This is a genomic window from Mesorhizobium sp. M0659 (assembly GCF_040320605.1).
Taxonomy (GTDB): domain Bacteria; phylum Pseudomonadota; class Alphaproteobacteria; order Rhizobiales; family Rhizobiaceae; genus Mesorhizobium.
In genome coordinates this window covers 78721-105413 of record NZ_JAMYPY010000017.1, presented here as the reverse complement: position 1 = coordinate 105413, position 26693 = coordinate 78721, and the positions used below count along the sequence as shown (strand labels likewise).

Genomic DNA, 26693 nt, shown 5'->3' with positions numbered 1-26693 from the left:
CAACCGGAACATCAGATGTGCTGGTGCATTGCTAGTGAACGCCAATTCGACTGGGGCGCAAATGCATCGCGCGGTCACAAATGCATGGGCAATGGTGCGAGAAGCCGTCGTTGGGTTCGTCAACGACAACGCTCTCAGCCATGGCGCAGCAATCGCTTTCTATGCCACAACATCGTTGGCGCCAATTCTGCTCATCGTGGTTGCAATTGCGGGTCTCGCATTCGGTCACGAGGCAGCGCAAGCGGCATTGTCCGCCCAAATCACAGGGATGATGGGTACAGAAAGCGCAAACATCCTTCAAACCGCACTGAAGAGCGCATCCGAAAAGCCATCCGGCGGCACCTGGGCGGCGGTGATTGGCATCATCACCTTGCTTGTGAGCGCTTCCGGGGTCTTCGGCGAAATACAGCAGTCTCTGAACATGATATGGAAGGTCGAAGCGCAGGGCAGTTCGTTGTCGCGCCTGGTGCGCGCACGTGCGGTAAGTCTGGGACTGGTCACCGCACTTGGCTTCATGTTGCTCGTCTCTCTAGTCGCGAGCGCGGCGATTTCGGCCCTAGGCAGCCTCATCAACGCACAGTTGCCGTTCGGGACACTTGTCCTGGGCGTTATCAACGCGGTCGTTTCTTTTGTCCTCCTCGCTGCCATTTTCGCCGCTATCTTCAAGGTCTTGCCTGATCGAACCCTGGAATGGCGGGATGTCTGGATTGGCGCTGTTGTGACCGCTGCCCTGTTCACCCTCGGGAAATCGCTTATCGGTTGGTATATAGGCTCCAGCGCGGTCGCGGCCTCATATGGGGCCGCCGGTGGGCTCCTCGTCATCCTGTTGTGGGCTTACTACTCGGCGGAAATTTTTCTTTTTGGTGCGGAAATCACTCGCGCCTATTCCATTCGACACGGCAGCAGGTCCGATCTGGATGCTGTGCTTCACAGTGCTTGACATGCAACACACGCCACTAACGACGAAATCGACTAGGCGCGCGGCGCGCCGGCTGGCTGCCTTCGCGACGCCACCCGCATCATCACCCGTCGGCGCCGACCGCATCACCGAGCAGGGCACGCGAGCTGGATACGGTCGACGCCACATGATGAGTGCACGGGTCGCTGGTGGGCCAAACCATCGCGGTCACAGTTTGAGTTGGTTGGGAAGACGCGGTTCAGCGGCGACGCGGACGGCGCTTGCGTATCGGCTTTGATCTCGCGCGCCTGCCGTCCGGCGCCTTCTTGGCGGCAGCGGAGCGGTACAGGTTCATGAGGTCAATCAGGAGCCGAACAATGGCAATTGCAGTTGCAGCATCGAGCGAGCCCGCAATGCTGTTGAGCATCGGGATTGTTCTCCAAGCTTACGACGTGAAAGCGGTCGAAGGACCTTGGCGGCAGTGCAACTCTTCGCCTAGGCAGGGACTGCCACCTAATCGTTGTGGCACTCAGTTGCCCGCCACCATGACATGAAAAAGGCCTCCGAAGGAGGCCTTTGGATAGTGTGAGCGAGAATCTCCACCAAACAATTGTCCCACATTTTGTGCATGCAGCGCAAGCCGTTCGGCTTGGCCAAGGCGCGCTTGGCGCCTTGATGCTTGGCACCGTGACCGTCACCCCCGCTCTTCAGCCGCAGCCGATGGTCGCTGTCGGCAATTTCAGCTGCGGCAATGCGATGTCATTGTTGGCGCCAAGAAACCAGCGCTTCACGTCGCTTCCGCGAAATGGGATCCTTGCAAGCACCAAGCGCAAGCTCATCAGGCAGAGTGTGTAATGGACTGAGCGGGCGTTCTCATATTGTGAAACGCCGAACGGATCCCGGGTCCCTGGAAGGGCGGCAGCAAAGGTTAGAGAGCCCCACTCCCAGGGAGGCTGGATCAATAGTCGTTGTTGTAATAGCGATCATCGCAAGGCGCCGTGTAGATCCGGCCGCGGCGGTCCTGGTAGCGGCAAAGCTGTTCGCCGCGGCGCTGCGGCGTGGTCGACTGGCCGATGACAGCGCCGAGCAAGGCGCCGCCGGCGGCACCCACGACCGTGCTTTCGGTGTTGCCGCCCAGTGCCTGGCCGGCGAGGGCGCCGACACCGCCGCCAATGAGTGCGCCTGTGGTTGCCCTCTGCTGCTGTTCGGTCTGGGTCGCGCAGCCTGCAAGTGCTGCAGTCATGAGCACGGCGGCAATGGTTTGTCTGATGATCATCTTGGAACTCCTTTGGAGCCCCAAACGCGGATCGGGGCGAATGGTTGCCAGTTGCTGGCGCATTGCGGCCAAACGGCGGCACGCCCGCTCACGAAATGAGACGTGGTTTCTCGGGCCTTGAAGACAATGGTTGCCAAAGCGGAAACGGCTTGCGCGAACAGGTCGGTAGCGCCTCGGCTTGAATCCGTTGAGGAGCAGCTAGGCTGGCTCGTCGCGCATCGCCTTTTTCGCGGCGGCGGTCAGGAATCCGGACCGGCTATAGCCATGGCGTTCCGCAGATCGATCTATCTGGTCGAGGACATCTTCGGGAATGGTGACGTTGACGCGCACCACCTTTGTGTGGTCTCGGCTTTGAGCGCTACCAGGACGGCGACCCGGCTGAGATTGTCATTGTTCGACATGACATCTTCCAGGGATGATGGCTCGGGAATGGCTTCGCGATCCTCGACAAGGCCTTCGAGATGGAAGGCCAGGGCCTCTTCGGCCATGGCGCGGGCGTCGTCCAGGCTGGTGCCGGCGGTGACCACGCCCGGAAAATCGGGAAAGGATACGCCGAAATCGCTGTCCGCTTGCTTGTGGATCAGTCCGATATAGTGACGCACGGGTCGGTTTCCCCCAAGGAGCGGCTTTAAGGCTCGATCAGACTATCGAGCCATTCGACACAAACTGTCGAGGTATTCCTAATGGGACCGTAGGAAGCTGCCTAGTAGGTTGGGCATGCCCCAGGCAGACATTGCCCGGGCAACGGTCGAGAGTGTGGGGAAAGTGCCAAAGTTAGATGGCGGGAACCAGACTGTGCCTAGAGTTCGCGCCGCGCAGTACGTGCGCATGTCGACGGAACACCAGACCTACTCGATCGACAACCAAGCGGACGCCATTCGCGACTATGCCGATATCATGGCTTACGACATTGTCGCCACTTACGAGGACCTCGGTCGCAGCGGTTTAAACCTTGGAGGGCGCCCCGGTCTTCAGAAGCTGTTGGCCGATGTCGAAAGTGGGCGAGCCGATTTTGAGACGGTTGTGGTCTATGATGTAAGCCGTTGGGGGCGTTTTCAGAACATTGATGAAAGCGCAGCCTACGAATACCGATGCCAGATGGCCGGCGTCCGTATCGAATTTTGCGCGGAGCAATTCGCAAACGACGGCAGCATCGGGTCAGACGTCCTCAAAGCAATCAAACGGAGCATGGCTGCCGAGCAGAGCAGAATGCTCTCGCAAAAAGTCTTCATCGGCCAGGTGAGGTTAATTCGGCTGGGCTTCCGGCAAGGCGCGAAGGCCGGCTTTGGCCTGCGGCGCCTGCTTGTCGACCAACTCGGTCGCCCAAAGGGCATTCTTTCATCCCACGAATACAAGAGCCAGCAGACGGATCGAATAGTTTTGGTGCTCGGCCCGCCTGACGAGATTGCGACCGTGAGGTGGATCTTCAGTCACTTTGTCAGAACACGCAAGACAGAGCTGGAGATGGCAAGACTGCTCAACAAGCGCGGCGTGCTCAGCGATTTGGGGCGACCATGGACGCGGGAATCCGTGCACTCGGTGCTGACCAACGAAAATTACATTGGCAACAGCGTCTGGAACAAGCATTCGGCCCGGCTGAGAAGCCATCAAGTCCGCAATCCCCCGGAACAGTGGGTGCGGGTGGAAAACGTCCTGGAGCCGATCGTCGACCGCAAACTGTTCGATCGGGCGCAGACCGTGCTCAAGACCATCTATCGCCACATGAGCAACGACGAGATGCTGGCCGCCCTTAGGGCACTTCTGGCTCGCCGTGGCGCCTTGTCGTTGGCCATGATCGACGCCGATCCCGGGTGCCCGCCGGCCCAACGCTACCAGTGGCGTTTTGGAACCATTGTCAAAGCCTATGAACTGATCGGATACGAGCCATCGAAAAACTACCGCTTCATCGGCGTGAACCGGCACCTGGAATCAATGAGGCTGCAGGTTATACAGGATCTTGTGGGCGCGATTGATAGGCAGGGCGGGGTTGCTGCCCATGACATGGCGATGGACCTCCTGCGGATAAACGAGGAGATCACGGTGGCGATTACAATGGGCCGATGCAGGGTTTCCGGCTTCGGCTATCCACGCTGGTTTTCCAAGGCCGATAAACGGCCGCTACCCGACATTTTCGTCCTGATCCGTATGAATCCCGGCGACCTGACCATTCGGGACTATTTGATTGCGCCTGCCCATGAGATCGCGGGCAAATCGGAACTGCATGCCATCAATGGGATACCGCTGGACAGCTATATTTTTCCCACGCTCGACCCCATTATCAGGCTGGCAGAGCGAGAGCCTGTCGGGGGGGTGGCTTGGTAGTCAAGCGCTTAGCCAAGGACGCCGCCTACCGTGCGTTGGAAAACGGTGGCGACAGACATGCGAGCAATATTGTTGCTGGCGCATTAGGGTCCAAGAAGAGGCTTCGTTCACACGAATTTTTGGCGACCTACGATACGGAATGCAAACGCATGCGCGATTTCGTCACGCAAGCGGCAAAGTCTGAACAGAGCCTGGACCGGATCGTCGCGGCGCTCCACCTGATGATGCGCGACAAGCAGTTTTGCGCCACACTGGTGTCCGAGGGCCTCGGGACAATGCCAAGGCTACTGGCACATAGGGTGCGTGGCGCGACCGGCGAGCCGCAAATGTTCTGCCCTGCCGGAAAACCCGCTTCCGAGACAGGCGAGAACCGGAAATCCGTTAACGGGATTTGCCCTGATGTCCTCGACCTGCTTCGCGACGCGCCGGTGAAAACACAAACCTTCGGGTTGCTCCAGAAGGTGCTGCCAGCCAGGCAATTGGAGATTGCCCGGCTGATGGTGGCGATGGACCGGGTCAGGATCACCTACACGAGACTACTCGTCGCTCTGACACCTCAAGCCCTGCTGGCGGAGGGTTTTAATCTCTCAACCATCACCACACAGGCTGAAGACCAGCGCGGCGCGATGGTGCTCGATGTCGGCGCGCTAAGCCTTGCGGTTCTCAGCGCCGCGGAACAGCATGGTCAGGTCGGCCTGGAGCTTGTCGCAGCCAACCGCTTTTTCGACCGGATGATGGATAATTCCAAAGTGGTGCGGTATCTCGCCCGGAACTTTCCGGGGCATTTTGAAGAGTTTCACAGCTTCTCGATGCCATGCCTCGAACAGGGGCGCTAGATGGTCGGACGTCAACTCCTATAGAAACCGATCGCCGTCACCGGGATGCAAACAACAGAACCAATGTGACTTCTGTCCAGGCCTCGAAAAGCCAAACCCGCCGAGCCTGCCGCAGCCAGAATGCTCGCAAAGCGATTTTCGATCGGCTCTCGGCCGCGCGGGGCCGCTGTCAAGCCTTCGGCAAGCCGTGTTGGTTCGTCGCTCATAACGGGTTGATCGGCCCGACTAGGCCGGGATGGTCGTTGGGCAATTTGTTGACGGCGCTCGTGTTCACCTCACGCCCAACGCGATTGAACTGCAACTGACCGTCGATGTCGTGGCTGAGAATTTCCTTGAGGCTGTCCTTGGGCGTCGCCGGGTCCAGCCAGGCGTCATAGTATGCCTGGTCGAGAATGAGAGGCTGTCGATCATGCAGCTGCTTCATCGGTTCTGCGGCAGGCTCTGTGACGATGGCGCAGCTGGTTATGTCGAGGTTGGAATTGTAAGCCCAAAGACCGGCGAACGAGAAGGGCGCGTGGCCTGGCTGGTAGATGTGCCAAGGGTCTTTCTTCCCATCAGCCGGTGAGATGGTCCACTCATAAAAGCCATCGGCAGGGATTAGGCAGCGCTTGGACTTGAAGGCATCGCGGAAGGCGGGCGCCGTGTCGACGCCCTCAATCCTCGCATTGAACATCGCCGCCTTGGGCATTTCCTTTGCCCAGAAAGGAACCAGCCACCAGCGCCCTTCACCCAGCCGGTGGTTGCCATCCTCACCGGCAGTGACAAACGGCACATCCTGTGTGGGCGCAATGTTGTAGCGCGGTTCGTCGTTGCGTCCGGTCTCGGCCGGCGCCGTCAGTCTGTAGAGCCGGTGGATTTCCGACCACGACAGATATTTGGTGTAGCGTCCGCACATGGCTCTGCCCCAGTTGCGCAGGAGTTCAGGCACGCTGAGCGGGCCAAGGTCGGAATTCTCCTATACTCGTGGCTGCGGCGCCAGACGTCGCGTATCTTGGCGGCGGTGACCGATTGATTGCCTTCGCCAGTACCCTTGCGGAAGGCTCTGGGCGACCGCAGAGTTCCCCTTGGTGTGCGCTGTGGAGCCAAAAAGGGCAAAGTCGACAACGATCATGCAATGTCCCCTCTCACTGCGGACTTAGCAAAGGCTCTCGCAAGGAATCCCGTCCTTGTCGCGGTCGAGCTTGCCGCCCCAAGAGCAGTTGGCCAAATACCAGTTCGCCTCGTTGCATGAGCTGATCTGGGGACAGGTTCGCCGTGGCTGACAAGAATAGCTCTGCGCCACCTGCCCATTACGCATGATGCCGAGTGGTTGTTTTGCTGACGGCCTGGTGGTGCCGTTCGCATGCTCTGCGCGCCAATCCCATGGCGCCTGAAACGCTCCAGCCCACAGACCGACCTTCGCCGCCTGGGCCTTCGCCTGCTGTCTTGCGTAGGCTCCGTGGCTGTAGCGCGGCCAATCTAGTGCCAAGCCCCGCTCGACAAGCCAGCTCTGGACGTTGCGACCGTCGGCGCGATCGCAATCCCCAACAAGCCTGCCGTACCGGTCTCGGTTAACAAAGCTGCAATGCAACGGACGCGATGCAGCTAGGAACTCGTCCAAGGCTTGGGCAGCATGGCGCCCGCAGGCGTATTCGAAGCCCTTAGCGTCTTCGCAATATTGCTTACTCTCGGGCGCATCGATGCCGTTGAAGCGGATGCCCTGTCCGTGGATCTCGATCGTGTCGCCGTCGATCAGAGACGCGACACCGGCGATCGGCGCCGGCTTCGAGCCGAACCAATTCGATGCATTGATCTCTGGCAAACTTTCGCTGTGCTGGATGGCGGTTTGCGCGACCAGAGCGCCAGCCGCTACCGCAGTTACCAAAATCAGGCGCCGCGGCACATTCGCCCATCGGTGCGCACGGCTATGCTTGGCACCGGTTCGCTTTCGCCAGCGATCAGATCGATTGTCGTATCGGTATTTGTCCACGCCCTCATCCCCGCAGAGAGGATGCGACTGTTTCAACGAAGAGTCCAGAAGACGAGGCGCGCGGAATGCTAGCCCGGAAGCCGATGCGTGCCGACGCCCTCGACTTCGATCTCGGTTAAGGGGGTTCGATGACCTGTTGGGGTGCATTCGGCTGTCGGGCCTGACCGGCGCGCTCCCGAAGGTGCGTTCACGCGGGAAAACCGGCCTTTCTGAAGCCTGACGTGAAAAGCTCGAGGTCGACTTGGTGGGCGAACGGGAGACGTGAAATCAGCCGGATAGTCAGGTCGTGTTTCCTCATCAGTGCTTCCTGAACTTCAGCACGCGCCTTCTGCGTCTCGCCCAAATGAGCGTACGCCGCTGCGAGAAAGGCATGAATGAAGAATTGGTCGCCGGCCTTCTGATACGAACCGACGGCCTCCGAGTACCTTCTTAGCAGGAAGAGGGAGCTGCCCTTCACCTCCCAGAACCATATTGGAGGTAACGGGTCGCGCAGCAGCGCAGATTCAAGCACGTTCAGCGCGCTCTCGGCCCGGCCGCCGTAGTTGAGCCAGCTTGCGTAGTCCCCCGCTATGTTCACGTCCAACGGGTTTAATGAGCGCGCTTGCTCGAAATGCACTCCCGCGTCGCTGTGCTGGCGCATGTGCGTAAGCACCAGGCCCATGCTCTGGTGACAGACGCCATCGCTCCTGTCGAGAGCGAGCGCCGTTCGTGCCGAGTCCCAGGCGTTCTGTAGCGTCCGCGGATCGTTGTCGTACCAAAATCTGCCGACGAGCGCCTGCGCGAGGAAGGCGTGGCCTTGAGCGAACGTCGCATCGAGCTCGACACACCGGACGAAGAGGGGCTCGGCCATGTCCAGTTCATACCGGTAGAACCGTGCGCGCCCCTGCAGGTAGCAGTCGTATGCATCCCAATCGGCCGGAGGCTTGCGTCTGGTCCTGCTCGTCGAATCGGCCTCCGCTTGGCCTTCGACCATCGAGGCGATGAGAGCCGCAACCTCGTCTTGCAATGCGAAGATGTCGTCGAGGGCCCTGTCGTACCGTTGGGCCCACAGGTGGGTACCGGTGGTAGCGTCAATCAACTGTGTGGTGATCCGAATGCGATCACCGAGCTTTCGTATGCTGCCTTCGACGAGGTAGCGAACTCCGAGTTTGCGATGGACTTCGGCAATGTCCAATGCCGGATAGCGAAACTGAAAAGATGAATTGCGCGCGATGACAAGGAGGGAGCGGAACCTGGCCAGCTCCGTAATTATGTCCTCGGTTATGCCATCGCTGAGATACTGCTGGTCCTGATCGCCGCTCAAATTGGCAAAAGGCAGGACCGCAATCGACGGCTTGCCGGACGCTGGTATCGGTCTGCGGGATGCGCTCGCCACCGGTTCGACAGTCCCGGTGAAGCGGTAGCCGACGCGAGGCACCGTGGCGATCCACTCGCCGCCGTTGTCAGCCGGACCGAGTGCCTTTCTCAGTGTCGCTATTTGGACCGTAAGGTTGCCTTCCTCAACGTCGGTTCCCGGCCAGGCAGCGTCCATCAGTTCGGCCTTGGTCAGGATCTCGCCGGGCCGGGCCGTAAGCGCAGCAAGCAGCGTCAGCCCACGATGCCCAACAACGATCGGGATCTGCTCTTTCAGGAGCGTCCCGATGTCGGGATCGAGTACGAACGGACCAAAAGCGATGCGTGTCCCCTGCATCTGAGCATATTAGACGTTCCGGCGGTTTTCGGAACAGTGTCGGCACCGCTTTAATCCCCGGGTCGCTTTCGAAGCCTATGCCCAGAACGCGGCCACCTGTCCATCGATCAGAAAGATAGCGATCGGGCGCTGGCCGCTGCGCAACAAGGCGGCATTGCTGCGCGGCCATTTCGGGCCATGGGTGGAGAAGCAACGGGGCCTTTCCAGCAGCATGGCCGAGCAATGCATGCGGCGGTGCCAGGCGCCAGTACGCGTGAGGGCCAGGACAGCGGCCGGCAGAAGCGACTGGACGACGAATATCGCGGCCTGGTTCGGTCATGACTCCGTTCTCTACCCACTTTTCGGGCCGGTGCCATTCAACTGCGGGTCTCCTTAACGCCCGACGTCACGCCCCTGAAGGGAGACGATGAGGTCACGGTGTCGAGCATAGCGCACATCTTGTTCGGACCGTCAAAATTGAAGCCTAGACATCTCTGATCAGCGGCGCAGGCCAATACGCAGTCGGCATAGCCACTCCGGACATTCGCGTAAGCGCCCCCAACGACTACCGTGTCCTTCCCGAAAACGAGGCTGGAGTACTGGAGATTCGCCTTGATTGCCCCCTTCGCTGCCATCACTGCATCGGGACTCCTAACCAGAATTGATCCGTTACTCTTCATGAAACAGGCTGCGTGTTTCTTATCATAGGTGAGAGCTAGGCAGCGGCGATCCGCTTCGCATTGGGCTTGGCACTGTTCAAGCGAGACATCCCACGCTGGCATACCCGGCAGATCGTTTCCGATAGCGTCCCATCCGTCCTGCTGCACAGACAGTTCGTCGGCCGCAGCAGCTGCTTCTTTCCGTTCCTTATCCATGTCGAAATCGCTTGGCGCGAACCTGGCCTCGTCGAGCCAGAGGCAACGGCTGGCGAGTTCACGCGCCGACTTGTCGTCAAGGCCTACCGATGCGAGTGTCTCGCTCGACGACACCGGTGCCAATGGCGTCGATGTAGGTGAGGGTCGGTTGACAAGGCTTACCTGAACCTCGACTCCGGTGATTGCCAGCTTGCGCGTATAACACCAGGCGGTGTCCCAGGTTGGAGCTTTCTCACTGTCAAAGTGGTGACCGGACTCGAGTTGCCAAGTGCTGCCAGCGTAGGTGACTTGGCGATTGGCGAACTTTACGAAATCGAACGTATCTGGATTTGCGGGGTCTGCGGGCGGCGGCGTCGGTTGCTCGATTGGTGGCGACTTCGGCTTATCCGTCTTATCCTTCTCGGCGATTGTGTCGCCGCCCGAAAGTCTATCGTCCGCTTTCTTCGTCTCTTTTGGCTCGTTCTCTTTCGGGTTTGGCGCATCGGTTTGGGCGACCGGCGGCTCCGGTTGGATCACGGCGGGGTCGCGATCAAAGACCAGCCATACACCCACGCCGATCCCAATAGCGGCCATTGCGATGGCAGCACCGCTAGCCATTCGCCGAAATGCGTTGGCGCGAGCGATCTTGTCGTGCGCAGCTGCTTCTGCCTGCAGAGTTGGAATCGCCGACCGTTTGATCTGCAGATCGATCGCCTGTTCGAGCAGCTTGGTGTTATGTCGTACGAGCACGTCTACCGCCTCGCTTCGCCCCAGTTGCCGGCTCTTTGAAATCTAGTTGCAATTCACCTTCGAGGGCTTTCTCCATCTCTTTCTGGTCGTATTGTCCTTTTGCAGAAACCTTTACCAGATCGATTACTTCCGGAGGCAGTTCCCGATCCAACGCCCGGCGCAACGCCTCCGGGTCGTCAGTAAGGATAGGCACATAAAGGATCTCTTTGACGATCTTCTCGACTTCCACAGGAACCTCGATGCGCTTCTCTACTTCTCTGTCGAAAGGCACTTGCACGGGTACCTTGCGGACACGGCGCCACCGCCAGCGTAACAGCATTCGACGCAACAAACGCGAGAGTTTGCTATCGCGCTGAACTTCGGGCTGTGCGCCGATGCGTTGCAGGGCCAGCGCGACCATCGCCGTGATCGGCCCCGCTAATGCGGCGATGAATGCAAGCGAGGCGAACCAGATCGTCGATACCGTGCCAGCCTGAGCGTCTGTAACGTCTTCTGGCTTCAACCCGTACCAGCGAGCTGCCAGCCTACGGATCTGGTCGTTACGAGCAACTGGCAGGCGCTCTGTTTCCAGGCGGCTGAGTTCCGTTGCGATCGCCTCTTGCCGCTGCTGGTTCTTGGCGAGCGTCTCCGACTTGCGAGTTGCGGTTTCCTGAGCGGCCGCTAGCGCAGTACGTGCCTCGTCAAGCTTACGATCCCAATCGGCTGCGGTGCCGTCGTAGAGCTTCTCCAGATCGTTGCGCCTGGCCTCAAGGCGCTGTTTGTCTTCAAGAGTCATCGGAGGACTATCTTTTCGCAGCCTCTCATATTCCGCGCGGGCCGCGGCGACTGCGGGCTCCAATTCAGCCAATTTCGGCGCGAATTCGGCCTCTTTTTTCAGCCGCGGATTGGCTAATTTGTTCAGCCCTTCTTCGTTGCGCTGCACTGACGCAAGATCGCCTGTTTCTCGCGCGCTCTTTATACGATCAACGTAGCTATCCCGCTGTCTCTCGAACTGCTCCACGGCGTCCTTGATTTCTCGATCGCGCCGTTCCACCAGCGCGCTTAGCGCTGTTTGTTTCTCCTCAAGAAACTCTTTGGCTCGCGCTGCCGCTGGCGACAGGGTGGTTGCGGCCTGCAGCTCTTCGTCAACCTCTGTTATCCGTGCGCGCAATTTGTCGCGCTCGGTGTCAGCCAATCCACCGAGCTGCTCCAGATCACTTCGGGCCTTTGCCTCGTCGTCAGAGTTTCGCAAACTTTCGTCTGCCACCTTCAGATTGTCGAGCTCTTGCTGGAGGGCTTTAGTCTGGTTGGCGAAGTTGGCATACTGCACCTCGCGCATTGTGCTGGCACGCTCCAATCCCAGAAGGACTGTCTCAAAAGTGATGCCGGCCAAAACGAGCAGAAAAGCCAAGATAACGGGCTTCCAAATCCACGAGGCGCCGAACAGAAGAGTGGCGATTGGGATCTTCGTCAGCTCGGCAATCGCGATCATAAAGAACGGGGCACTTGCAAGCACAAGATCCATCGAGTTCGCCGCCTCATTGGCAACGAAGCCGCGGTAACTCAGAGCGACGCCGGTTGTTAGGCCGATGATCGCCGCAACGATTTCAAGTGCCCACGCACCGCGATACGTCCACTGGCCATAGCTCGCCAGTTTCTGGCTCATTGCCGTGTGCATGTGAAATCCCCGCCCTTTTCCCAGCCCATCTTGACATGCAACGCTGGCCATTGCAGCAAAATTTGCCGCTAGATACAGCGTAACTTGCAACGAGGTGAATAGCCCGCGGGCCGTGACAAAGACTTTGTTGCGTCTGCAAGACTGATTTATTTGGGATGGCGCCTTATCCCGGCAAGCGCTTCGTCACTCACAGCGGCTCAGCCGAACGCGCCTTGTCCTCAGCCTTGTCTGCCGGCTTTGGGGGCGCGTCTTTAGAATGTTCGAAGCTGAGGTCAACGGTGGCGCCGTGGCTGCGGCAGTCGTCGCCAACTCCAGGCGACGACATTCTTGCCGAACTGCGCCTCGAGGTCTCGCCATGTCGCTTCCGGCCAGCGGTCGGCTCCGATGATCCAGGCGGCGGCGCGGGCCATCCATACTGCCCGGCATGTCGATGTCGGTGAACATCGCTTCGATCATTACACCTGTTTCGGTATGGCGATGGCTTCGTCGGCATTGGAAGCCTCGAAAACCAGAAATCCTTCGCTCCGAAGAAAGTCCGCGATGTCAATGCGGATTAGAGGTTCGTCTTCGACAACCAAAACACCCATAGGTAGCGACATCGGTTTCTACCTACAATTGACAATCACGGTCCTCAACTCCTGTGCGCCGAAATCGCTCCATTGAAATACTTAACAAAGCCGATTTGGCGCAGACTGGCAGCCAACCGCCGCGTCCATGATGGTTGTCGGCAAGATTTGCGCCAAGGCGCTGCTGCTTGCGGAACGAGCTGCGCCAGGCGCTGCTCGGCGGCTTTGCCCACTCGACCGCAGTTCCGGCAATCTGCGAACCTGGACAGGATGTTTCCTAAGGTCACTTTTTCGAAAGCTCAGGCTGGAAACAGGAACGCCGCCGACGGATCGAAAAACACCTGCCGGCGAGCCTGCGCCGGTTCATGCGACTGCATGGCGGCAGAGGTCGGCCTGATGTCGATTTCCTGTCCGTTGGCGGTGCGCGCGACGATGCGCCGGCGTTCGCCATAGAATGCGACATCCACGATCTCGACAGCGAGCTCCGCGCTCGTCGGCTTTCGCTCCATGCCAAACGCTTCCGGGCGGATCATCAGCCTGGTTTTTTGACCCTTGTCGAAAGCGCCGTTGACGCTGACGCCGGATACGACCGAACCGTCCGCCAGCCGGATCGTTGCCGCGCCATTGGCGGTTTCGAGATGTTCGGCTGCGAGGAAATTTGAATTGCCGATGAAGCCGGCGACGAAGTCGGTCGCCGGCCGCAGATAAAGATCTTCGCCGCTGCCGGTCTGCTCGATGCGGCCGTCCCGGAACAGAGCGATGCGGTCGGAGAGATGCAGCGCTTCTTCCTGGTCGTGGGTGACGTAAAGGATGGTGACGCCGGTCTCGCGATGGATGCGGCGGATCTCGGCCTGGATTTCCTCGCGCAGCTTCTTGTCGAGCGCCGACAATGGTTCATCCATGAGCAGGATCGGCGGGTCGTAGGCCAGCGCCCGGGCCAGGGCGACGCGCTGCTGCTGGCCGCCCGACAGTGCGCCGGGCAAGCGCGCTGCGAAGCTTTCCAGCCGCACCAGCGCCAGCATGTCGGCAACCTTCTTCTTCACCTCGGCTTCGGACCGGCGGCGAACCCGAAGCGGAAAGGCAATGTTTTCGGCCACCGTCAGATGCGGAAACAGCGTGTAGCGCTGAAAGACCATGCCGATGTTGCGCTTGTGCGACGGGACGGCGAGCAGCGACTTGCCAGCCAGCTGCACGTCGCCGGAGCTCGGGTCCTGGAAACCGGCAATGGCATAGAGGGTCGTCGATTTTCCCGAGCCCGATGGCCCGAGAAAGGTCAGAAATTCCCCCTTGGGGATCTCAAGGGTGACGTCATGCACCGCAGTGAATGCGCCGAACGCCTTGCGCAGCTTGCGGATGGAAAGGAAGGGCTGGGTCATGTCTGGAACTTTCGGCGCAGCAGTGCCGTCACCGCCATCAGGGCAAGGGTGAGGCCGACAAGCAGGCTGGAGGCGGCGGCGATGACCGGGCTCAAATCCGACCGCAGACTGCCCCAGATCTTGACGGGCAAGGTCTGCAAGGTGGGGCTGGCCATGAAGATCGCCACCACGACCTCATCCCACGAGGCGAGGAAGGCAAAGATGGCGGCGGAAAAGATGCCGATCCTGATCGACGGCAAGGTGATGCGCAACTTCGCCTCGAGCGGGCTGGCGCCGCAGACGATCGCCGCGTCCTCGATCGACTTGTCGAAGCCTTCGAGCGCCGTGGCAATCGGGATGATGGCGAAGGGCAGCGCCAGAATAGTGTGGGCGATGACGAAGCCGATGGTGGTGCCGCCGAGACCGAGGCGCAGGAAGAAGGCGTAGATGGCGATGGCGAAGACCACCACCGGCAGAACCATCGGCGTCAGCAGCAGACCGCGCAGGATCTCGCGGCCGCGGAACTGTCCGCGAACCAGCGCAAAGGAGGCAAGCAGGCCGATCACCACGGCAAGGATCGCCGTCATGGTGGCGATCCGGGCGCTGGTCAGTGCCGCCTCCAGCCAGGCTGGATCGGCAAACAGCTCCTGGTACCATTTGAGTGTCCAGCCGGGCGGCGGAAAGGCCAACCAGCGCGACGAGCCGAAGGAGAGCAGGACGATGAAAACCACCGGCAAGAGCAGGAAGGCAGCGACCAGCGCGGTGAAGCCGAGCAGGGCAATTTTCAGCCAACCCATGCGGTCATAGTCGAGCAGCATCTCAGACGCCTCCGCTCATGCGCCTGACGCCGACAAGGCGCAGCTGCAGCGCGTAGAGCGCCATGGTGACGACAAGGAGGATGAAGGCGGCCGCACTGCCCAGCCCCCAGTTGAGCAGCGACTGGATCATCTGCGCGATCATTTCGGCCAGCATCATGTTGGACGTACCGCCGAGCAGCGCCGGCGTGACGAAATACCCAAGCGACATGACGAACACCATCAGGGCGCCGGCCGCGATGCCAGGCAGGGACAGCGGCAAAAGGATACGACGGAAAGCCTGGAAAGGACTGGCGCCACATAGGGCTGCGGCACGCAGCGTCATCGGATCGATCGCGCGCAGCGTGCCGACCAGCGGCAGGATCATGAAAGGCAGCATGATGTAGACCATGCCGATGGTAACGCCGGTCAGGTTGTTGATGAGGGGCAGCGGCTGGTCGATGACGCCAGCTGCCATCAGCGTCCGGTTGATGACGCCGGTGCGCTGGAGCAGCACCATCCAGGCATAGGTGCGGGTCAAGAGATTGGTCCACATCGACAGGATGATGACGCCGAAGATGATCGAGGCCAGCGCGGAGGGCATGATCGCCAGCATCCAGGCGACCGGAAAGGCGACCAGCACCGTGACGGCGGTCACTACCGCCGCGACCAGGAAGGTGTTGAAGAACACCCTGGCATAGGTGCTGTCGCCCAGCAGGGTCGCGTAGTTCTGCAGGCCGGGCGCCGGCTCGGTGACGCTGCGCAAGAGCAGGGCCACGACGGGGACGACGAAGAACAGAACGATCAGGATCAGCGCCGGCAGCAGGCCGTTGAAGCCTGCCGGCATGCGAAATGTTGATGGGCTCTGGCGTGTTTCGACCGACATGGCAGCGATCCGGCTGTGGGACGAGACGGTGCTGACCGTCTCGCCCCTTGCAGTTCAAGGGACAGGCTTATTTCGCCTGCCAGGCATACCAGCGCGTGGCGATCTCGTCGCGGTGCTCGGCCCAATAGTTCATGTCGAGATTGATCTGGCCGTCGACATGGGCGTCCGGCAGCGACTTCACGACGTCGGCCGCCATCTCGGCCTTGGCCTTGGTGTTGATGGGCGCATAACCGCTGGCTTCGGCAAACTTCGCCTGGCCGGCGGGGCTGCTTGCCGCGGCGAGGAACTTCATCGCGGCGTCCTTGTTCTTGGCGCCCTTCGGCACCACCAGGACGTCGGCCGCCGTCAGGTTCTGGGCCCAGGAAACGCCGACCTCGGCTTCGTCATGCTGAAGTGCGAAAACGCGGCCGTTCCAGAGTTGGCCGAACGCTGCTTCGCCGGACGCAATCAGCTGCTGCGATTCCGCGCCGCCGCTCCACCAGACGATGTCGGACTTGATGGTGTCGAGCTTCTTGAAGGCGCGGTCGAGGTCGAGCGGATAGAGCTTGTCGGCGGGAACGCCGTCGGCGAGCAAGGCGATCTCGATGACGCCGGGCGCCGACCATTTGTAGAAGGTGCGTTTGCCCGGGAATTTCTTGGTGTCGAACATGTCGGCCCAGCCGGCCGGCTCGCCGGAGACGACGCCCTTGTTCCAGGCCAGCACGAAGGAATAGTAAAAGCTGCCGACGGCGTGGTCAGTGGTGAAGCGCGGATCGAGATCTGCCTTCGGCACCGCCTTGAAGTCGATCGGTTCCAGCAGGCCGTCCTTGGCCGCCTTGATGGCGAAATCCATCTCGACGTCGACGACATCCCAGTTGACGCTACCGGCGTCGACCATGGCTTTCAGCTTGCCGTAGTCGGTTGGACCGTCCTGCAGAACCTTTATGCCGGATGCGACGGTGAAGGGCTCGGCCCAGGATTTGGTCTGCGCTTCCTGGGTCGTCCCGCCCCAGCTGGTGAAGACCATCTCCTCGGCCTTGGCGGCCGTCGTTCCCAGAAGGGCGGCAAGGATGCCGGCGAAAATCAGTTTCATGTCGTTCTCCTCTGTTTGTTTTCGTTGTTGTCTGTTTGCGACCGGCGTTTTCGCCTTGATCGCGTTTCCCCGGCCAGCGGCGGCTACCGCATGACGAAAGGATCGGGAATCGGGTCGTCCGAGGTGCGTATCCAGACCGATTTCGAGCGCGTGTAATCGCGGATGGCGTCCATGCCGCCTTCGCGGCCGAGGCCGGACTGGCCGTAGCCGCCGAACGGAACCAGCGGCGAGACGGCCCGGTAGGTGTTGATCCAGACCACGCCGGCACGGATGCCGCGCGCCATGCGGTGCGCTTTGGCGAGGTTGGTGGTGAAGACGCCGGACGCCAGGCCGAACTTGGTGTCGTTGGCAAGCGCCAGCGCTTCGGCTTCCGTGTCGAAGGCGATCACGCTGAGCACCGGACCGAAAAGTTCTTCGCGCACGCAGGCGAGGCTCTGATCGAGCGCTTCGATGATCGTCGGCGCATAGTAGAAGCCGTCCGGCTTGCCTTCAGGGCGATTGCCGCCGGTGACCAGCCGGCCGCCCGTGGCCAGGCTTTCGGTGATGATCTTCTCGATCCAGTCGCGCTGGCGCGCGGTGGCGAGCGGTCCCATTTCGGTTTCGGTATGTTGGGGGTCGCCGATCCGGATCGCCTCGGCCTTGCGCTTGAGCCGGACGAGAAACTCGTCCTTCACCGAGCGCTCGACCAAGAGCCGCGAGCCGGCGACGCAGCTCTGGCCGGTGGCGGCAAAGATGCCGGCGACGACGGCGTTGGCCGCACTGTCCAGATCGGCATCGGCAAACACCACGACCGGGCTCTTGCCGCCGAGCTCGAGTGTCGTGTAAGCAAGGTTTTCAGCCGTGTTCCTGACGATCTGGCGGGCGGTCGCCGGACCGCCGGTGAAGGCGACGCGGGCGACGAGCGGATGGCTGGTCAGGCGGTGGCCGCAATCATGGCCAAAGCCGGTCAGGATGTTGACGCTGCCTGCGGGAAATCCGGCTTCGTGGACGAGTTCGGCGAAGGTCAGCAGCGGGGCAGGGCCATCCTCGGACGCCTTGAGGACGACGGTGCAGCCTGCGGCGAGCGCCGGCCCGAGCTTGACGGCGGACAGGAAGAGCTGCGAATTCCACGGCACGACAGCGGCAACGACGCCGATCGGTTCGGGCCGGATCGTCACCTCCATATCCGCCTTGTCGATGGGAACAAACGAGCCTTCGTGCTTGTCGGCGAGACCGCCATAGTAGCGGTAGTAGTCGCCGACATAGGCGATCTGGGCGCGGGTCTCGCGGATGATCTTGCCGGTATCGCGCGTCTCCAATTGCGCCAGCCGATCGGCATTGGCGACGACGAGATCGCCGAGCCGCACCAAAAGCTTGCCGCGGGCGCTCGCCGTCATCGCTGCCCATGGGCCGGATCGCAGTGCTCGGTGGGCGGCTTCGACAGCGCGGTCGACGTCGGCAGCTGATGCAGCGGGCATTTTTGCCCATGTTGCGCCGGTCGACGGGTCGATGCTGTCGAAGGTCGCTGCCCCTTCGATGAAGTTGCCGTCTATGTAGTTCCTGAATTCGCCGGTGCTCATCACGTTCGCGGTCCCCGGAAGGCCGGCATCACCTTGTCGATGAACAGCTGCAGCGATTTCTTCTTGCGCTCGTGCGAAAGGCCGCTGTCGATCCAGATAGAATACTGGTCGTAGCCGAGCGCCTCATAGGCCTTGAGCCTGGCGATCACCTCGTCGGCTTCGCCGATCACCAGATTTTGCCGGATCTTGTCCGGCGCATATTGCGGCATGGCCGCGATCTCGGCCTCCGTCAGCGCATCCAGCACGCCCTGGCGCACTGGCTTCTTGTTCTGGAACCAGGCGCCGAACTGGCAGTAGAATTGCGACAGGTCCCGTGTCAGCCGATCGGCGTCGGCTGCGTCCTCGGCCACGAATGTGTGCATCAAGAGCATGATTTCCGGCCGCGATATGTCCGGGTGGGAAGCACAGGCGGTGTTGAAGCGCTCCATGAGGCTAGTCACTTCGCCATCGCCGGAGGCGAGCGGCGTCACCTGCACGTTGCATTTGTTGGCCACCGCGAAATCGTGCGAGTTGGGATCGCGCGCCGCCACCCAGATCGGCGGATAAGGTTTTTGCAGCGGCTTGGGCGACGAGGTGGTCGAGGGAAACGACCAGAACTCGCCAGAGAGCTCGAAATCTCCGTCCCACAGGCCACGGATCGCCGGCACCATCTCGCGCATGCGCTGGCCCGCGCCCCACGCTTCGAGCCCGGGGAAAAGCCGCTGGTACTCGTAAGCATACGCGCCGCGCGCAATGCCGATGTCGAGCCGGCCGCCGGTGATGACGTCGGCCATCGCCGCTTCGCCGGCAAGCTTGATCGGGTGCCAGAACGGCGCGACGATCGTACCGGTGCCGAGCCGGATCGTGCTGGTCTTGGCGCCAAGATAGGCGATGTTGATGAACGGGTTGGGCGAGATGGTGAATTCCATCCCGTGATGCTCGCCGATCCAGGCGGTCTCGAAGCCGGCCTGTTCCGCCAGCACGACCAGATCCTCCAGCTCGGCAACAAGCTCGGAATGCGGCTTTGCCAGATCCGAGCGCTCCATATGGACGAAGAGCGAGAATTTCATCGGCGTCACCTGCGACCAGTAAGAGCTTGGGAAGACGCAGCCCTGGCGAGCGGCCGGACCTCGCCTTCGACCTCGTTGCCGACATAGACGCCGAATGCATCTTCCGTGCGTTCACGGACATAGCGGGTCAGCATGGAGCGAACCGCCGGATCGGCGATCTTCAGATCGGCGACATGGTCTATATCAACAAGCCTGACCTGGCTGTCGCCGGGGGCGGGGGCGGTGACCGTCCCCCGGTAGTAAACGTGCGAGCGCGACGGATCGGCCGCGTCGTCCCATACCGCAAACAGGAAGCCGAGTTGAGCGTCGACGCCCTTGGCGGCAAGGCATCCCTTGAGGCTGCGGGCATCCTTGGGCGAGCCCAGCCCTCGACCCGCCGGCAATTCGTGGAAGCCGTTCGCCGTTTCGAAGAACAGCACGCGGCCTTCATTTTCGAGAATGGCGCCGACTTCGGTGCCGTGAGGTGCAGCCGCAAGGGCTTCCTGGCTGAGGCCGGGCGTGACGTAGGTGCCACGGAAATAGCCGAGCGGCTGCGCTCCATTGTGGGTGAAATCTCGGACGCGACCGATCAGGATCGAGTGGTCGCCGGCATCGACCAGTTGCTCCATGCCGCAATCGAACACCGCGACGGAACCGTCGATCAGCGGATTGCCGGTTAGCCCGGACTGCCAGGCAACGGAAGCGAACTTGTCCGCGGCCTTGGAGGCGAAAATGCCGGATTCGGTCTTCTGGCTCTCCGAGAGAATGTTGATCGCGAAACCTCTGCATGTCGAAAAGGCGCTGTGCCCCAACGCCTTTTTGGCGATGCAGACAAGGACGAGTGGCGGATCGAGCGAGACCGAGGTGAAGGAGTTTGCAGTGAAGCCGCGCGGCTCGCCTTCCGCACTAACCGTGGTGACGATGGTGACGCCGGTCAGGAACGAGCCGAGTGCCCGCCTGAATTCGCCGTTGTCGAACGCGGCATCGGTTTGCGCCTTCGTGCCGGAGTCGGCCGCCGTGTCCAGGAAGGCGATGATGTGTTGAGTCACTTTTTCGGGAGAGGCTATTGCCATCATGTGCCTTTCTCCGCTGAGCACGAGGCATTGACCGCGGGGCGCGAGCCTCGCCATCGCCGCAGACATGGCCGGGGTCGAATTGCTGTCCTGCGACCCTGTCATGAACAGGGCCGGTGCGCTGAGCCCGGGCAAGGCGTCGGCATGCTCGGCATCGGCGCGGGCAAAAAGGCGATAGGTGCGCGCGTAGCCTTCCGGGTCGACGCCTTCAAGCGCCGCGCGTGCGGTTTCGGCCGCGCTGGCCAAGTTCTCCGGCAGCGGGTCGCCGAACCAGCGGGCAAGCGTTGCCGCGACGGCCGAAGCATCGCCATGCGTGCCGAGTGCCGCCGCTCGCTCGCGCACGGCCCGCGCCAGTGCCTCGGGGCGGCGGAAGACCGCGTTGAGGCAGACTATGGAGCGAACGCGCGACGGTGCGCGAAGTGCGATTTCCAAGGCGACCAGCGCACCCATCGAATGGCCGACGATCGATACGGAGGCGAGGCCGAGATGATCGAACAGGCGGATCGCCTGCTCGGCAAAGTCCGACAGGTTGGCGCTTGCTGGCGGCAGCGGTGAGTTGCCGTGGCCGAGCAGGTCGATGGCGATCAGGTCGTAGTGGTCTTGCATCGACGCGATCTGATCGCGCCAGATCGCGGCATTCATGCCGACGCCGTGGATGAGCAGCACAGGCGTGCCGGAGCCGGCTCGGATGAAGCCGGTGCCGTCGGGAGCCGTGTCCCGGACCCATTCCGAGGCGACGATATCAGCCATGCAGATCCCCGACCTCCTTCAGGTCCTGATAGCGGTCGCCGATGCGGTGGTGTGGGCGCCCGCCAATCGAGGCGCCGAGCGCCACCACCAGTTCGTCCGGCGCAGGCGCATCGCCGATCTGGAAATGCACGGTCAGATAATGGGAGCGGCGGCCCTCGTCATTCTTGTCCATGAGCGGGATCATGATCGGCGTGTTTGGCCCGCCACGCAGATTGGTGAAAGCGAGATAGGTCTTGGCGCCAACCGCGCGACGGTAATGATTGCCGAAATGCAGCGTATGGATCAGCGCCGATGCGTGCTCGATCTCGCCCGCCGTGCCGCAGATGGCGGCCTTGCCGTAGCCTTCGATCGCTTCGCCCGAACCTGCGACGGCGATGATCTCGCGCGTCAGCAGTTCACCGAGGACAGGAGCGATGGCGCGGATCTCCGGCGACAGATCCTCGGTGAAACCGCGGCCGGCCCAAGGGTTGGTCAGCACCGCGGCGACGCCGATCAGGCGCAGCGGCTGCGGTGCTGCCTTGCCGCCTTCAATGAGCGTGTTCTCAATGTAGGTGACGATCTTTCGAATGGCTGGTTTCACCACAATCCTCGGTTGCATGGCGCATTTCGCGCCGTCATCTCTATCGCGTATTATGGTATACCATGCTATGGAGCGCCAGGAACCTTGTCAACTGGCCAACGAATCTGTTTTGTGGCAGCACGAGGAAGCGGAGAGGAAATGTCAGAGGATACGCTGCGGATCGACCGCTCTGCCAAGACATTGCGAACGCTGGCGCTGGAGCGCATGCGCGAGGCGATCATGGATTTTCATTTCCAGCCCGGCGAAAGGCTGGTCGAACGGCCCCTTTGCGATCAGCTCGGCGTCAGCCGGTCGGTGGTGCGCGAGGTTTTGCGGCAATTGGAGGCGGAGGGGTTGGTGCAGATGATACCTGGCCATGGGCCTGCCGTGGCGAAGCCGGATCTCGGCCGCACCGACGAGATCTACGAGTTAAGGGCGCTGCTGGAGGGCATCGCGGCGCGGGCTTGCGCCATGTCGGCAACAGATGAGCAGATTGCCGTGCTCGACGGTGCCTTGACCAACCTTTTCGACGCTTGGGCGTCAGGGGTGCCGGTCGCGGTGATGCGGGCGACCACCAAATTCTACAAGGCGCTGTTCGAAGCGGCCGATAAGCGCATCGCCTGGGAAATCGTCTCAGGGCTGAACGTCCGCATCAACCAGCTGCGGTCGATGACCATAACTTCAACCAATCGCCGGGAACCGGCGATAGACGAAATGACCGCGATCATGAATGCGATCAAGTCGCGCGACCCTGACAAAGCTGAGGCGGCCGCCCGACATCATGTCGAACAAGCCTGGTCTATCGCGCAACAGTTGTTGCGCTCGCGGTGACAGATCCCATGAGGGCTGCCGCGGCGGTGCGGCACGATCACGAATATCCTCCGGCAATAGCCTTCCCTTTGGGTAAAAAGCTTGCCTGAGGACGCGGCTGACTGCGTTTTTTCACTGGCCAAGAACCCATATGAGCACGACGTCGCTAAAAATGGCAATGCCTTGCCCGACGGCAACCGCGGCACACCGCCTCGTTTCAGTTTTTGCGCGAGCTCGAAAGAGCTGGCCTGGAAGTTTGATGCCGACCTTCGCGCAGACTCCCGAGCCTTCCCACTCTCTGAGCCCTCGCAGTTTCACTCGCCACGTGATAGCGGCCCTTAAGACTGCTCATTCAGATGGACGTTCCAGGGAGGATTGTCGCGTCAAACGCAGCCTCACTGCAACAAAATTGTGCCGGTGATGCTCCTGTCATTGTGGCGAACGACGGGAATTAAGTATTGGATGACCACGTCATTTGCGGTACAGAATCAGAGCAGCTGCTTTGGTGCCAACCTTACGTGTCGCTAAGAAGAAAATACTAGGACAAATTGCTTACGATGGAACCGCCCCATTTGACGCTTTCCTTTTTTTGGCCGCAGCAGCCAACGTCTCAGGCACCGCTGCCGGCCCGGACACCGCGTGAGCGATCGAGCTTGAGATCAATCGACAGAGCTCGGAACTTGAGCCTTCAGGAAGTGATCTAGTGCATCGCCCTGTTCTCGACGGGATTGAAGCTGCCTCTTCAGGTACGAGATCCAAGACCTCTCACGTGATCTCGCGGCTGTTGACGTTGCGAGGACTGGCCCTGCTGCACGACGGCTTGATGGGGGCAGCCGCGTTGTTGCTTTCATTCGCGTTAAGGCTGGATATCACCGGATTTTCGGCAAACGTTTGGAGCTTCGTCGCTGCTGCCGCCCTGTTTGGATGCGTAGTCAGCACCACTGGATTTTTCCTTGGATTGAATCGCGGTATATGGCGTTACGCGTCGCTTTCAGATTTCCTGGCAATTGCGGGTGTCGCCACCGCATCTATCGCCATCTTCTCGGTCCTAGAGTTTTTGGTGAACCGACTGAATTCAATTCCGCGTTCTTCGATTCTCATTGCATGGGCCTTTACAATCGTGCTTCTGGCCGGACCGCGTGCTGTGTACCGAGCCTATCGGAATCAGCACGACGTAAGAAGGGGAAAGGTTGCGAAGGGAAGCGCTAAAAACGTTCTACTCATCGGAGCAACCGATAACGCCGAAGCTTTCATAAGAACAAACAATGAGAGGCAACGTGCCTCTTTCCAGGTACTAGCAATTCTCGATGAACGCGGCCGAAGAACTGGTAGGGCCATACGTGGTGTCCCAGTGGTGGGCCCGTTAGAAAAGCTGCCGCAAATATTGGAGCGGTTCGAGGCGCGGGGCCGCCGGGTCGAATCGATAATCCTTACTCGATCACGAGATGAATATCAGCAATACGCCAAACTAGAGGAGTTGGTAGACGTCGCGGCGCAGCATAAGATTGAGTTGCTGACACTCCCTAACATGCTCGACATGAAAAGCATCGACGCAGAGATCGAACTCAGGCCTATAAAGTTGGAGGATCTTCTGCAGCGGGCGCCCGTCGGGTCAGACACGCAAAAAATCGCCGCCATGATAGGTGGCTTAAACGTGATGATCACTGGAGCCGGGGGTTCAATAGGGTCAGAGTTAGCGCGGCAGGTAGCCGATCTCGCCCCGCTAAACCTCGTACTTGTGGATGCCAATGAATACGCGCTCTACTGCATCAAATCCGAGCTGAGCCAAAAACATCCCGCTTCACGAATTCATGCAGTACTCTGCAATGTACGTGAGAGGGAGGCTATAAGCAGCGTCGTTGAAGCCCATGCCCCCAATCTTATCTTTCATGCCGCGGCTTTAAAGCACGTACCGATGGTTGAGGCTCAACCGATCGAGGGCATTTTTACCAACGTCATCGGTACGCGGAACGTGGCCGATGCTGCGCTGCGCTGGAACGTCTCTAAGATGATCATGGTCTCGACGGACAAGGCGGTGAACCCTGCGAACGTTATGGGTGCCACCAAGCGCATGGCGGAAATGTATTGCCAGGCGATGGATCTCGCCCAGGCGACCTTATCCACCCGTTTCATGACTGTGCGATTCGGCAATGTCTTGGGATCGGCTGGGTCGGTCGTCCCTCTGTTTGAACAGCAGATAAAAGCCGGCGGGCCTTTAACCGTAACTCATCCGGAGATCGTGCGCTTCTTCATGACCATCCCGGAAGCATGCATGCTGGTGCTGCAGGCGGCCGCAGCTCATGAACCGGACATAATTCACGAGCGCGGCAGAATCTTTGTGCTCGACATGGGCTCACCAGTGAAAATTGCCGACTTAGCAAAGAACCTGATCCGTCTGTCTGGGCGGCGTCCAGATGTCGACATTCAAATTGCTTACACCGGGCTACGTCCTGGGGAAAAGCTCTACGAGGAGTTATTCGACTGCAATGAAAAGTTGAGTGAGACGGGCTCGCCAGGAATCTTGGCCGCGTCTGCGCGATCGATCGAGCGGGCCGTGATCGAGCGCATTTTCGATGAGATGCAACGCATGATAGATGACCTGAATGTAGAGGGCGCGCTGCGTCTTCTCCAATCAACGGTACCAGAGTTCACTCCGGGATCCGAAATTCAAGCGACAATGAGCAGCGCCCGCTCGCTTCGGCAATGAAGCACGCCCGGCTGGTACCAGAGGATGTTGAGATAGCAGGTGGCGGGCTTGGTGCAGGCCTGCGGGTGCTGGTCGTCAGCCAACACTATTGGCCCGAGAACTTCAGAATCAACGAGGTGGTGGATTCACTACGCTCCGAAGGCTGCGACGTTGAAGTTCTGTCTGGGCAGCCGAACTACCCCCATGGCAAGATATTTAAAGGGTACAGTGCTTTCGGATTGGGCACCGAACTGCACCCTTCGGGCTATATGATTCACAGGGTTCCGTTGGTGCTTCGAGGCCGCGGAGGAGGATTTCGGCGCATTTGGAACTACCTCTCGTTCGTGATGTTTGGAGTGGTGCTGGGCCCATATCTCACACGAGGGAAGCCGTGCGACGTTGTGTTTGTTTACGCGATCTCGCCCATCCTGCAAGGGTTGGTAGGGGCCGTTTTCCGCCAAATCAAAGGTGCAGCGCATGTCATTTGGGTACAAGATTTGTGGCCGGAGAGTCTTGAAGAAACGGGCTTTGTCAGAAACAGGTTGGCGCTAGCGGCGGTTGAGCGGCTAACAAGCTTCATATACCGGCGAGCCGACCTTCTTTTAGTGCAATCTCGCGGGTTTATAGGGAAAATCAAGGCCGTTGCGGGAGACAACATCCCAATCGCGTATCATCCAAATCCGGGCGATCTGCCGCCGGTGCGAGGTGATATCGAGGAAATCCCTCCGTTGAGCCTGCCTGCAGGGTTTAATATCGTATTCGCGGGTAACTTAGGCGCAGCCCAGGCCTTGGAAACCGTGCTAGACGCAGCCAGTCACGTTCAAGATCCAGATATACGGGTAGTTTTCGTCGGGAGTGGCATCCGGTCTGAATGGCTTAGACAGCAGATCGAGAAACGTCGGTTGACTAACGTGGTGTTGGCCGGGCGATTTCCCTCTGCGGTGATGCCGAGCATCTTCGCCCAGGCATCTGCCCTGCTTGTTACACTCAATCGGTCGAAAGCCCTCAGCCTGACGATACCAAGTAAAATTCCGACCTATCTTGGCGCGGGGCGTCCAATCCTGGCCTGTTTAGATGGTGAGGCCGCGGAGCTTATTCAGGACTCCAACGCGGGCCTTGCGGTTCCCGCGGAAGATTCTATCGGACTTGCAGAGGCGATGGTGCGGCTAAAAAACATGCCGGAGGAAGCAAGGGAATGCATGGGAAAGGCCGGACGCCATTATTACGACGCGCACCTAGCTCCGGCACCCCTTGCACGTGAACTCATTAGCCACTTTCGGTATGCCGTTGACCGGCGTACCCGCTTGCGGTGACGAAGTAGGAA

22 protein-coding genes and 1 pseudogene are annotated in these 26693 nt (G+C 60.3%); 7 read left to right on the top strand and 16 right to left on the bottom strand.

The window, feature by feature from the left end; all coding sequences use genetic code 11:
- The first annotated feature begins 34 nt into the window (after positions 1-34).
- Positions 35-940, top strand: coding sequence for a YihY/virulence factor BrkB family protein (locus NKI31_RS24115; RefSeq protein ID WP_352652727.1), 906 nt, complete (start codon positions 35-37; stop codon positions 938-940).
- A gap of 217 nt (positions 941-1157) precedes the next feature.
- On the opposite strand, the gene NKI31_RS24110 is transcribed toward NKI31_RS24115, so the two are convergent.
- Complete coding sequence (locus NKI31_RS24110) at positions 1158-1325, bottom strand: hypothetical protein (RefSeq protein WP_352652726.1); 168 nt, start codon at positions 1323-1325, stop codon at positions 1158-1160.
- Between the two features lie 158 nt (positions 1326-1483).
- Here NKI31_RS24110 and NKI31_RS24105 point away from each other — a divergent pair, with 158 nt between their 5' ends.
- Entirely contained in the window at positions 1484-1753 is a 270-nt protein-coding gene (locus tag NKI31_RS24105) for a hypothetical protein (RefSeq protein ID WP_352652725.1), read from the top strand.
- Positions 1754-1856: 103 nt separating this feature from the next.
- On the opposite strand, the gene NKI31_RS24100 is transcribed toward NKI31_RS24105, so the two are convergent.
- Entirely contained in the window at positions 1857-2174 is a 318-nt protein-coding gene (locus NKI31_RS24100) for a YMGG-like glycine zipper-containing protein (protein ID WP_023690487.1), read from the bottom strand.
- A 198-nt stretch (positions 2175-2372) separates the two neighbouring features.
- Positions 2373-2776: pseudogene (locus tag NKI31_RS24095) on the bottom strand (type II toxin-antitoxin system HicB family antitoxin).
- 115 nt (positions 2777-2891) lie between these two features.
- Between NKI31_RS24095 and NKI31_RS24090 the strand changes: the two are divergent.
- Together NKI31_RS24090 and NKI31_RS24085 are read left to right on the top strand one after the other, a co-directional pair.
- Positions 2892-4496, top strand: coding sequence for a recombinase family protein (locus NKI31_RS24090; RefSeq protein ID WP_502899199.1), 1605 nt, complete (start codon positions 2892-2894; stop codon positions 4494-4496).
- Complete coding sequence (locus NKI31_RS24085; protein WP_352652724.1) at positions 4490-5332, top strand: plasmid partitioning protein RepB C-terminal domain-containing protein; 843 nt, start codon at positions 4490-4492, stop codon at positions 5330-5332. The genes NKI31_RS24090 and NKI31_RS24085 overlap by 7 nt, the downstream gene beginning before the upstream one ends.
- 202 nt (positions 5333-5534) lie before the next feature.
- Here the strand turns inward: NKI31_RS24085 and NKI31_RS24080 are convergent, their stop codons facing one another.
- The 13 genes from NKI31_RS24080 to NKI31_RS24020 form a co-directional block, all read right to left on the bottom strand.
- On the bottom strand, positions 5535-6227 hold the full coding sequence (locus NKI31_RS24080) for an SOS response-associated peptidase (RefSeq protein ID WP_352652723.1): 693 nt from the start codon (positions 6225-6227) through the stop codon (positions 5535-5537).
- A gap of 240 nt (positions 6228-6467) precedes the next feature.
- Entirely contained in the window at positions 6468-7301 is an 834-nt protein-coding gene (locus tag NKI31_RS24075) for a thermonuclease family protein (protein WP_352652722.1), read from the bottom strand.
- A 187-nt stretch (positions 7302-7488) separates the two neighbouring features.
- On the bottom strand, positions 7489-8991 hold the full coding sequence (locus NKI31_RS24070; RefSeq protein WP_352652721.1) for a winged helix-turn-helix domain-containing tetratricopeptide repeat protein: 1503 nt from the start codon (positions 8989-8991) through the stop codon (positions 7489-7491).
- Between the two features lie 356 nt (positions 8992-9347).
- A complete protein-coding gene (locus NKI31_RS24065; protein ID WP_352652720.1) occupies positions 9348-10574 on the bottom strand; it encodes a PAN domain-containing protein in 1227 nt (408 codons plus the stop codon).
- Positions 10558-12219 (bottom strand): hypothetical protein, encoded by a 1662-nt coding sequence (locus NKI31_RS24060; protein WP_352652719.1) that lies wholly within the window; start codon positions 12217-12219, stop codon positions 10558-10560. Before NKI31_RS24060 ends, NKI31_RS24065 begins: the two co-directional genes overlap by 17 nt.
- 877 nt (positions 12220-13096) lie before the next feature.
- Entirely contained in the window at positions 13097-14173 is a 1077-nt protein-coding gene (locus NKI31_RS24055; RefSeq protein WP_352652718.1) for an ABC transporter ATP-binding protein, read from the bottom strand.
- The gene (locus tag NKI31_RS24050; protein WP_352652717.1) at positions 14170-14970 is read right to left on the bottom strand and encodes an ABC transporter permease; all 801 of its coding nucleotides are present in this window, start codon (positions 14968-14970) and stop codon (positions 14170-14172) included. The genes NKI31_RS24055 and NKI31_RS24050 overlap by 4 nt, the downstream gene beginning before the upstream one ends.
- A gap of 1 nt (position 14971) precedes the next feature.
- Positions 14972-15832, bottom strand: a complete 861-nt coding sequence (locus NKI31_RS24045) for an ABC transporter permease (RefSeq protein ID WP_352652716.1) — start codon at positions 15830-15832, stop codon at positions 14972-14974.
- Positions 15833-15899: 67 nt separating this feature from the next.
- The gene (locus NKI31_RS24040) at positions 15900-16904 is read right to left on the bottom strand and encodes an ABC transporter substrate-binding protein (RefSeq protein ID WP_352652715.1); all 1005 of its coding nucleotides are present in this window, start codon (positions 16902-16904) and stop codon (positions 15900-15902) included.
- An 83-nt stretch (positions 16905-16987) separates the two neighbouring features.
- The gene (locus NKI31_RS24035; RefSeq protein ID WP_352652714.1) at positions 16988-18463 is read right to left on the bottom strand and encodes an aldehyde dehydrogenase; all 1476 of its coding nucleotides are present in this window, start codon (positions 18461-18463) and stop codon (positions 16988-16990) included.
- Positions 18463-19512, bottom strand: a complete 1050-nt coding sequence (locus NKI31_RS24030; RefSeq protein ID WP_352652713.1) for an LLM class flavin-dependent oxidoreductase — start codon at positions 19510-19512, stop codon at positions 18463-18465. Before NKI31_RS24030 ends, NKI31_RS24035 begins: the two co-directional genes overlap by 1 nt.
- A 5-nt stretch (positions 19513-19517) precedes the next feature.
- The gene (locus NKI31_RS24025; protein WP_352652712.1) at positions 19518-21314 is read right to left on the bottom strand and encodes an alpha/beta fold hydrolase; all 1797 of its coding nucleotides are present in this window, start codon (positions 21312-21314) and stop codon (positions 19518-19520) included.
- Positions 21307-21894, bottom strand: a complete 588-nt coding sequence (locus NKI31_RS24020) for an amino acid synthesis family protein (RefSeq protein ID WP_352652748.1) — start codon at positions 21892-21894, stop codon at positions 21307-21309. The genes NKI31_RS24025 and NKI31_RS24020 overlap by 8 nt, the downstream gene beginning before the upstream one ends.
- A 138-nt stretch (positions 21895-22032) precedes the next feature.
- Here NKI31_RS24020 and NKI31_RS24015 point away from each other — a divergent pair, with 138 nt between their 5' ends.
- The 3 genes from NKI31_RS24015 (at position 22033) to NKI31_RS24005 (ending at position 26682) form a co-directional block, all read left to right on the top strand.
- Entirely contained in the window at positions 22033-22704 is a 672-nt protein-coding gene (locus NKI31_RS24015) for a GntR family transcriptional regulator (protein ID WP_352652711.1), read from the top strand.
- A 682-nt stretch (positions 22705-23386) separates the two neighbouring features.
- Positions 23387-25390: a polysaccharide biosynthesis protein gene (locus NKI31_RS24010; RefSeq protein ID WP_352652710.1), complete on the top strand. Its 2004-nt coding sequence runs from the start codon at positions 23387-23389 to the stop codon at positions 25388-25390.
- Positions 25387-26682: a glycosyltransferase family 4 protein gene (locus tag NKI31_RS24005; RefSeq protein WP_352652709.1), complete on the top strand. Its 1296-nt coding sequence runs from the start codon at positions 25387-25389 to the stop codon at positions 26680-26682. Before NKI31_RS24010 ends, NKI31_RS24005 begins: the two co-directional genes overlap by 4 nt.
- Positions 26683-26693: the final 11 nt, after the last annotated feature.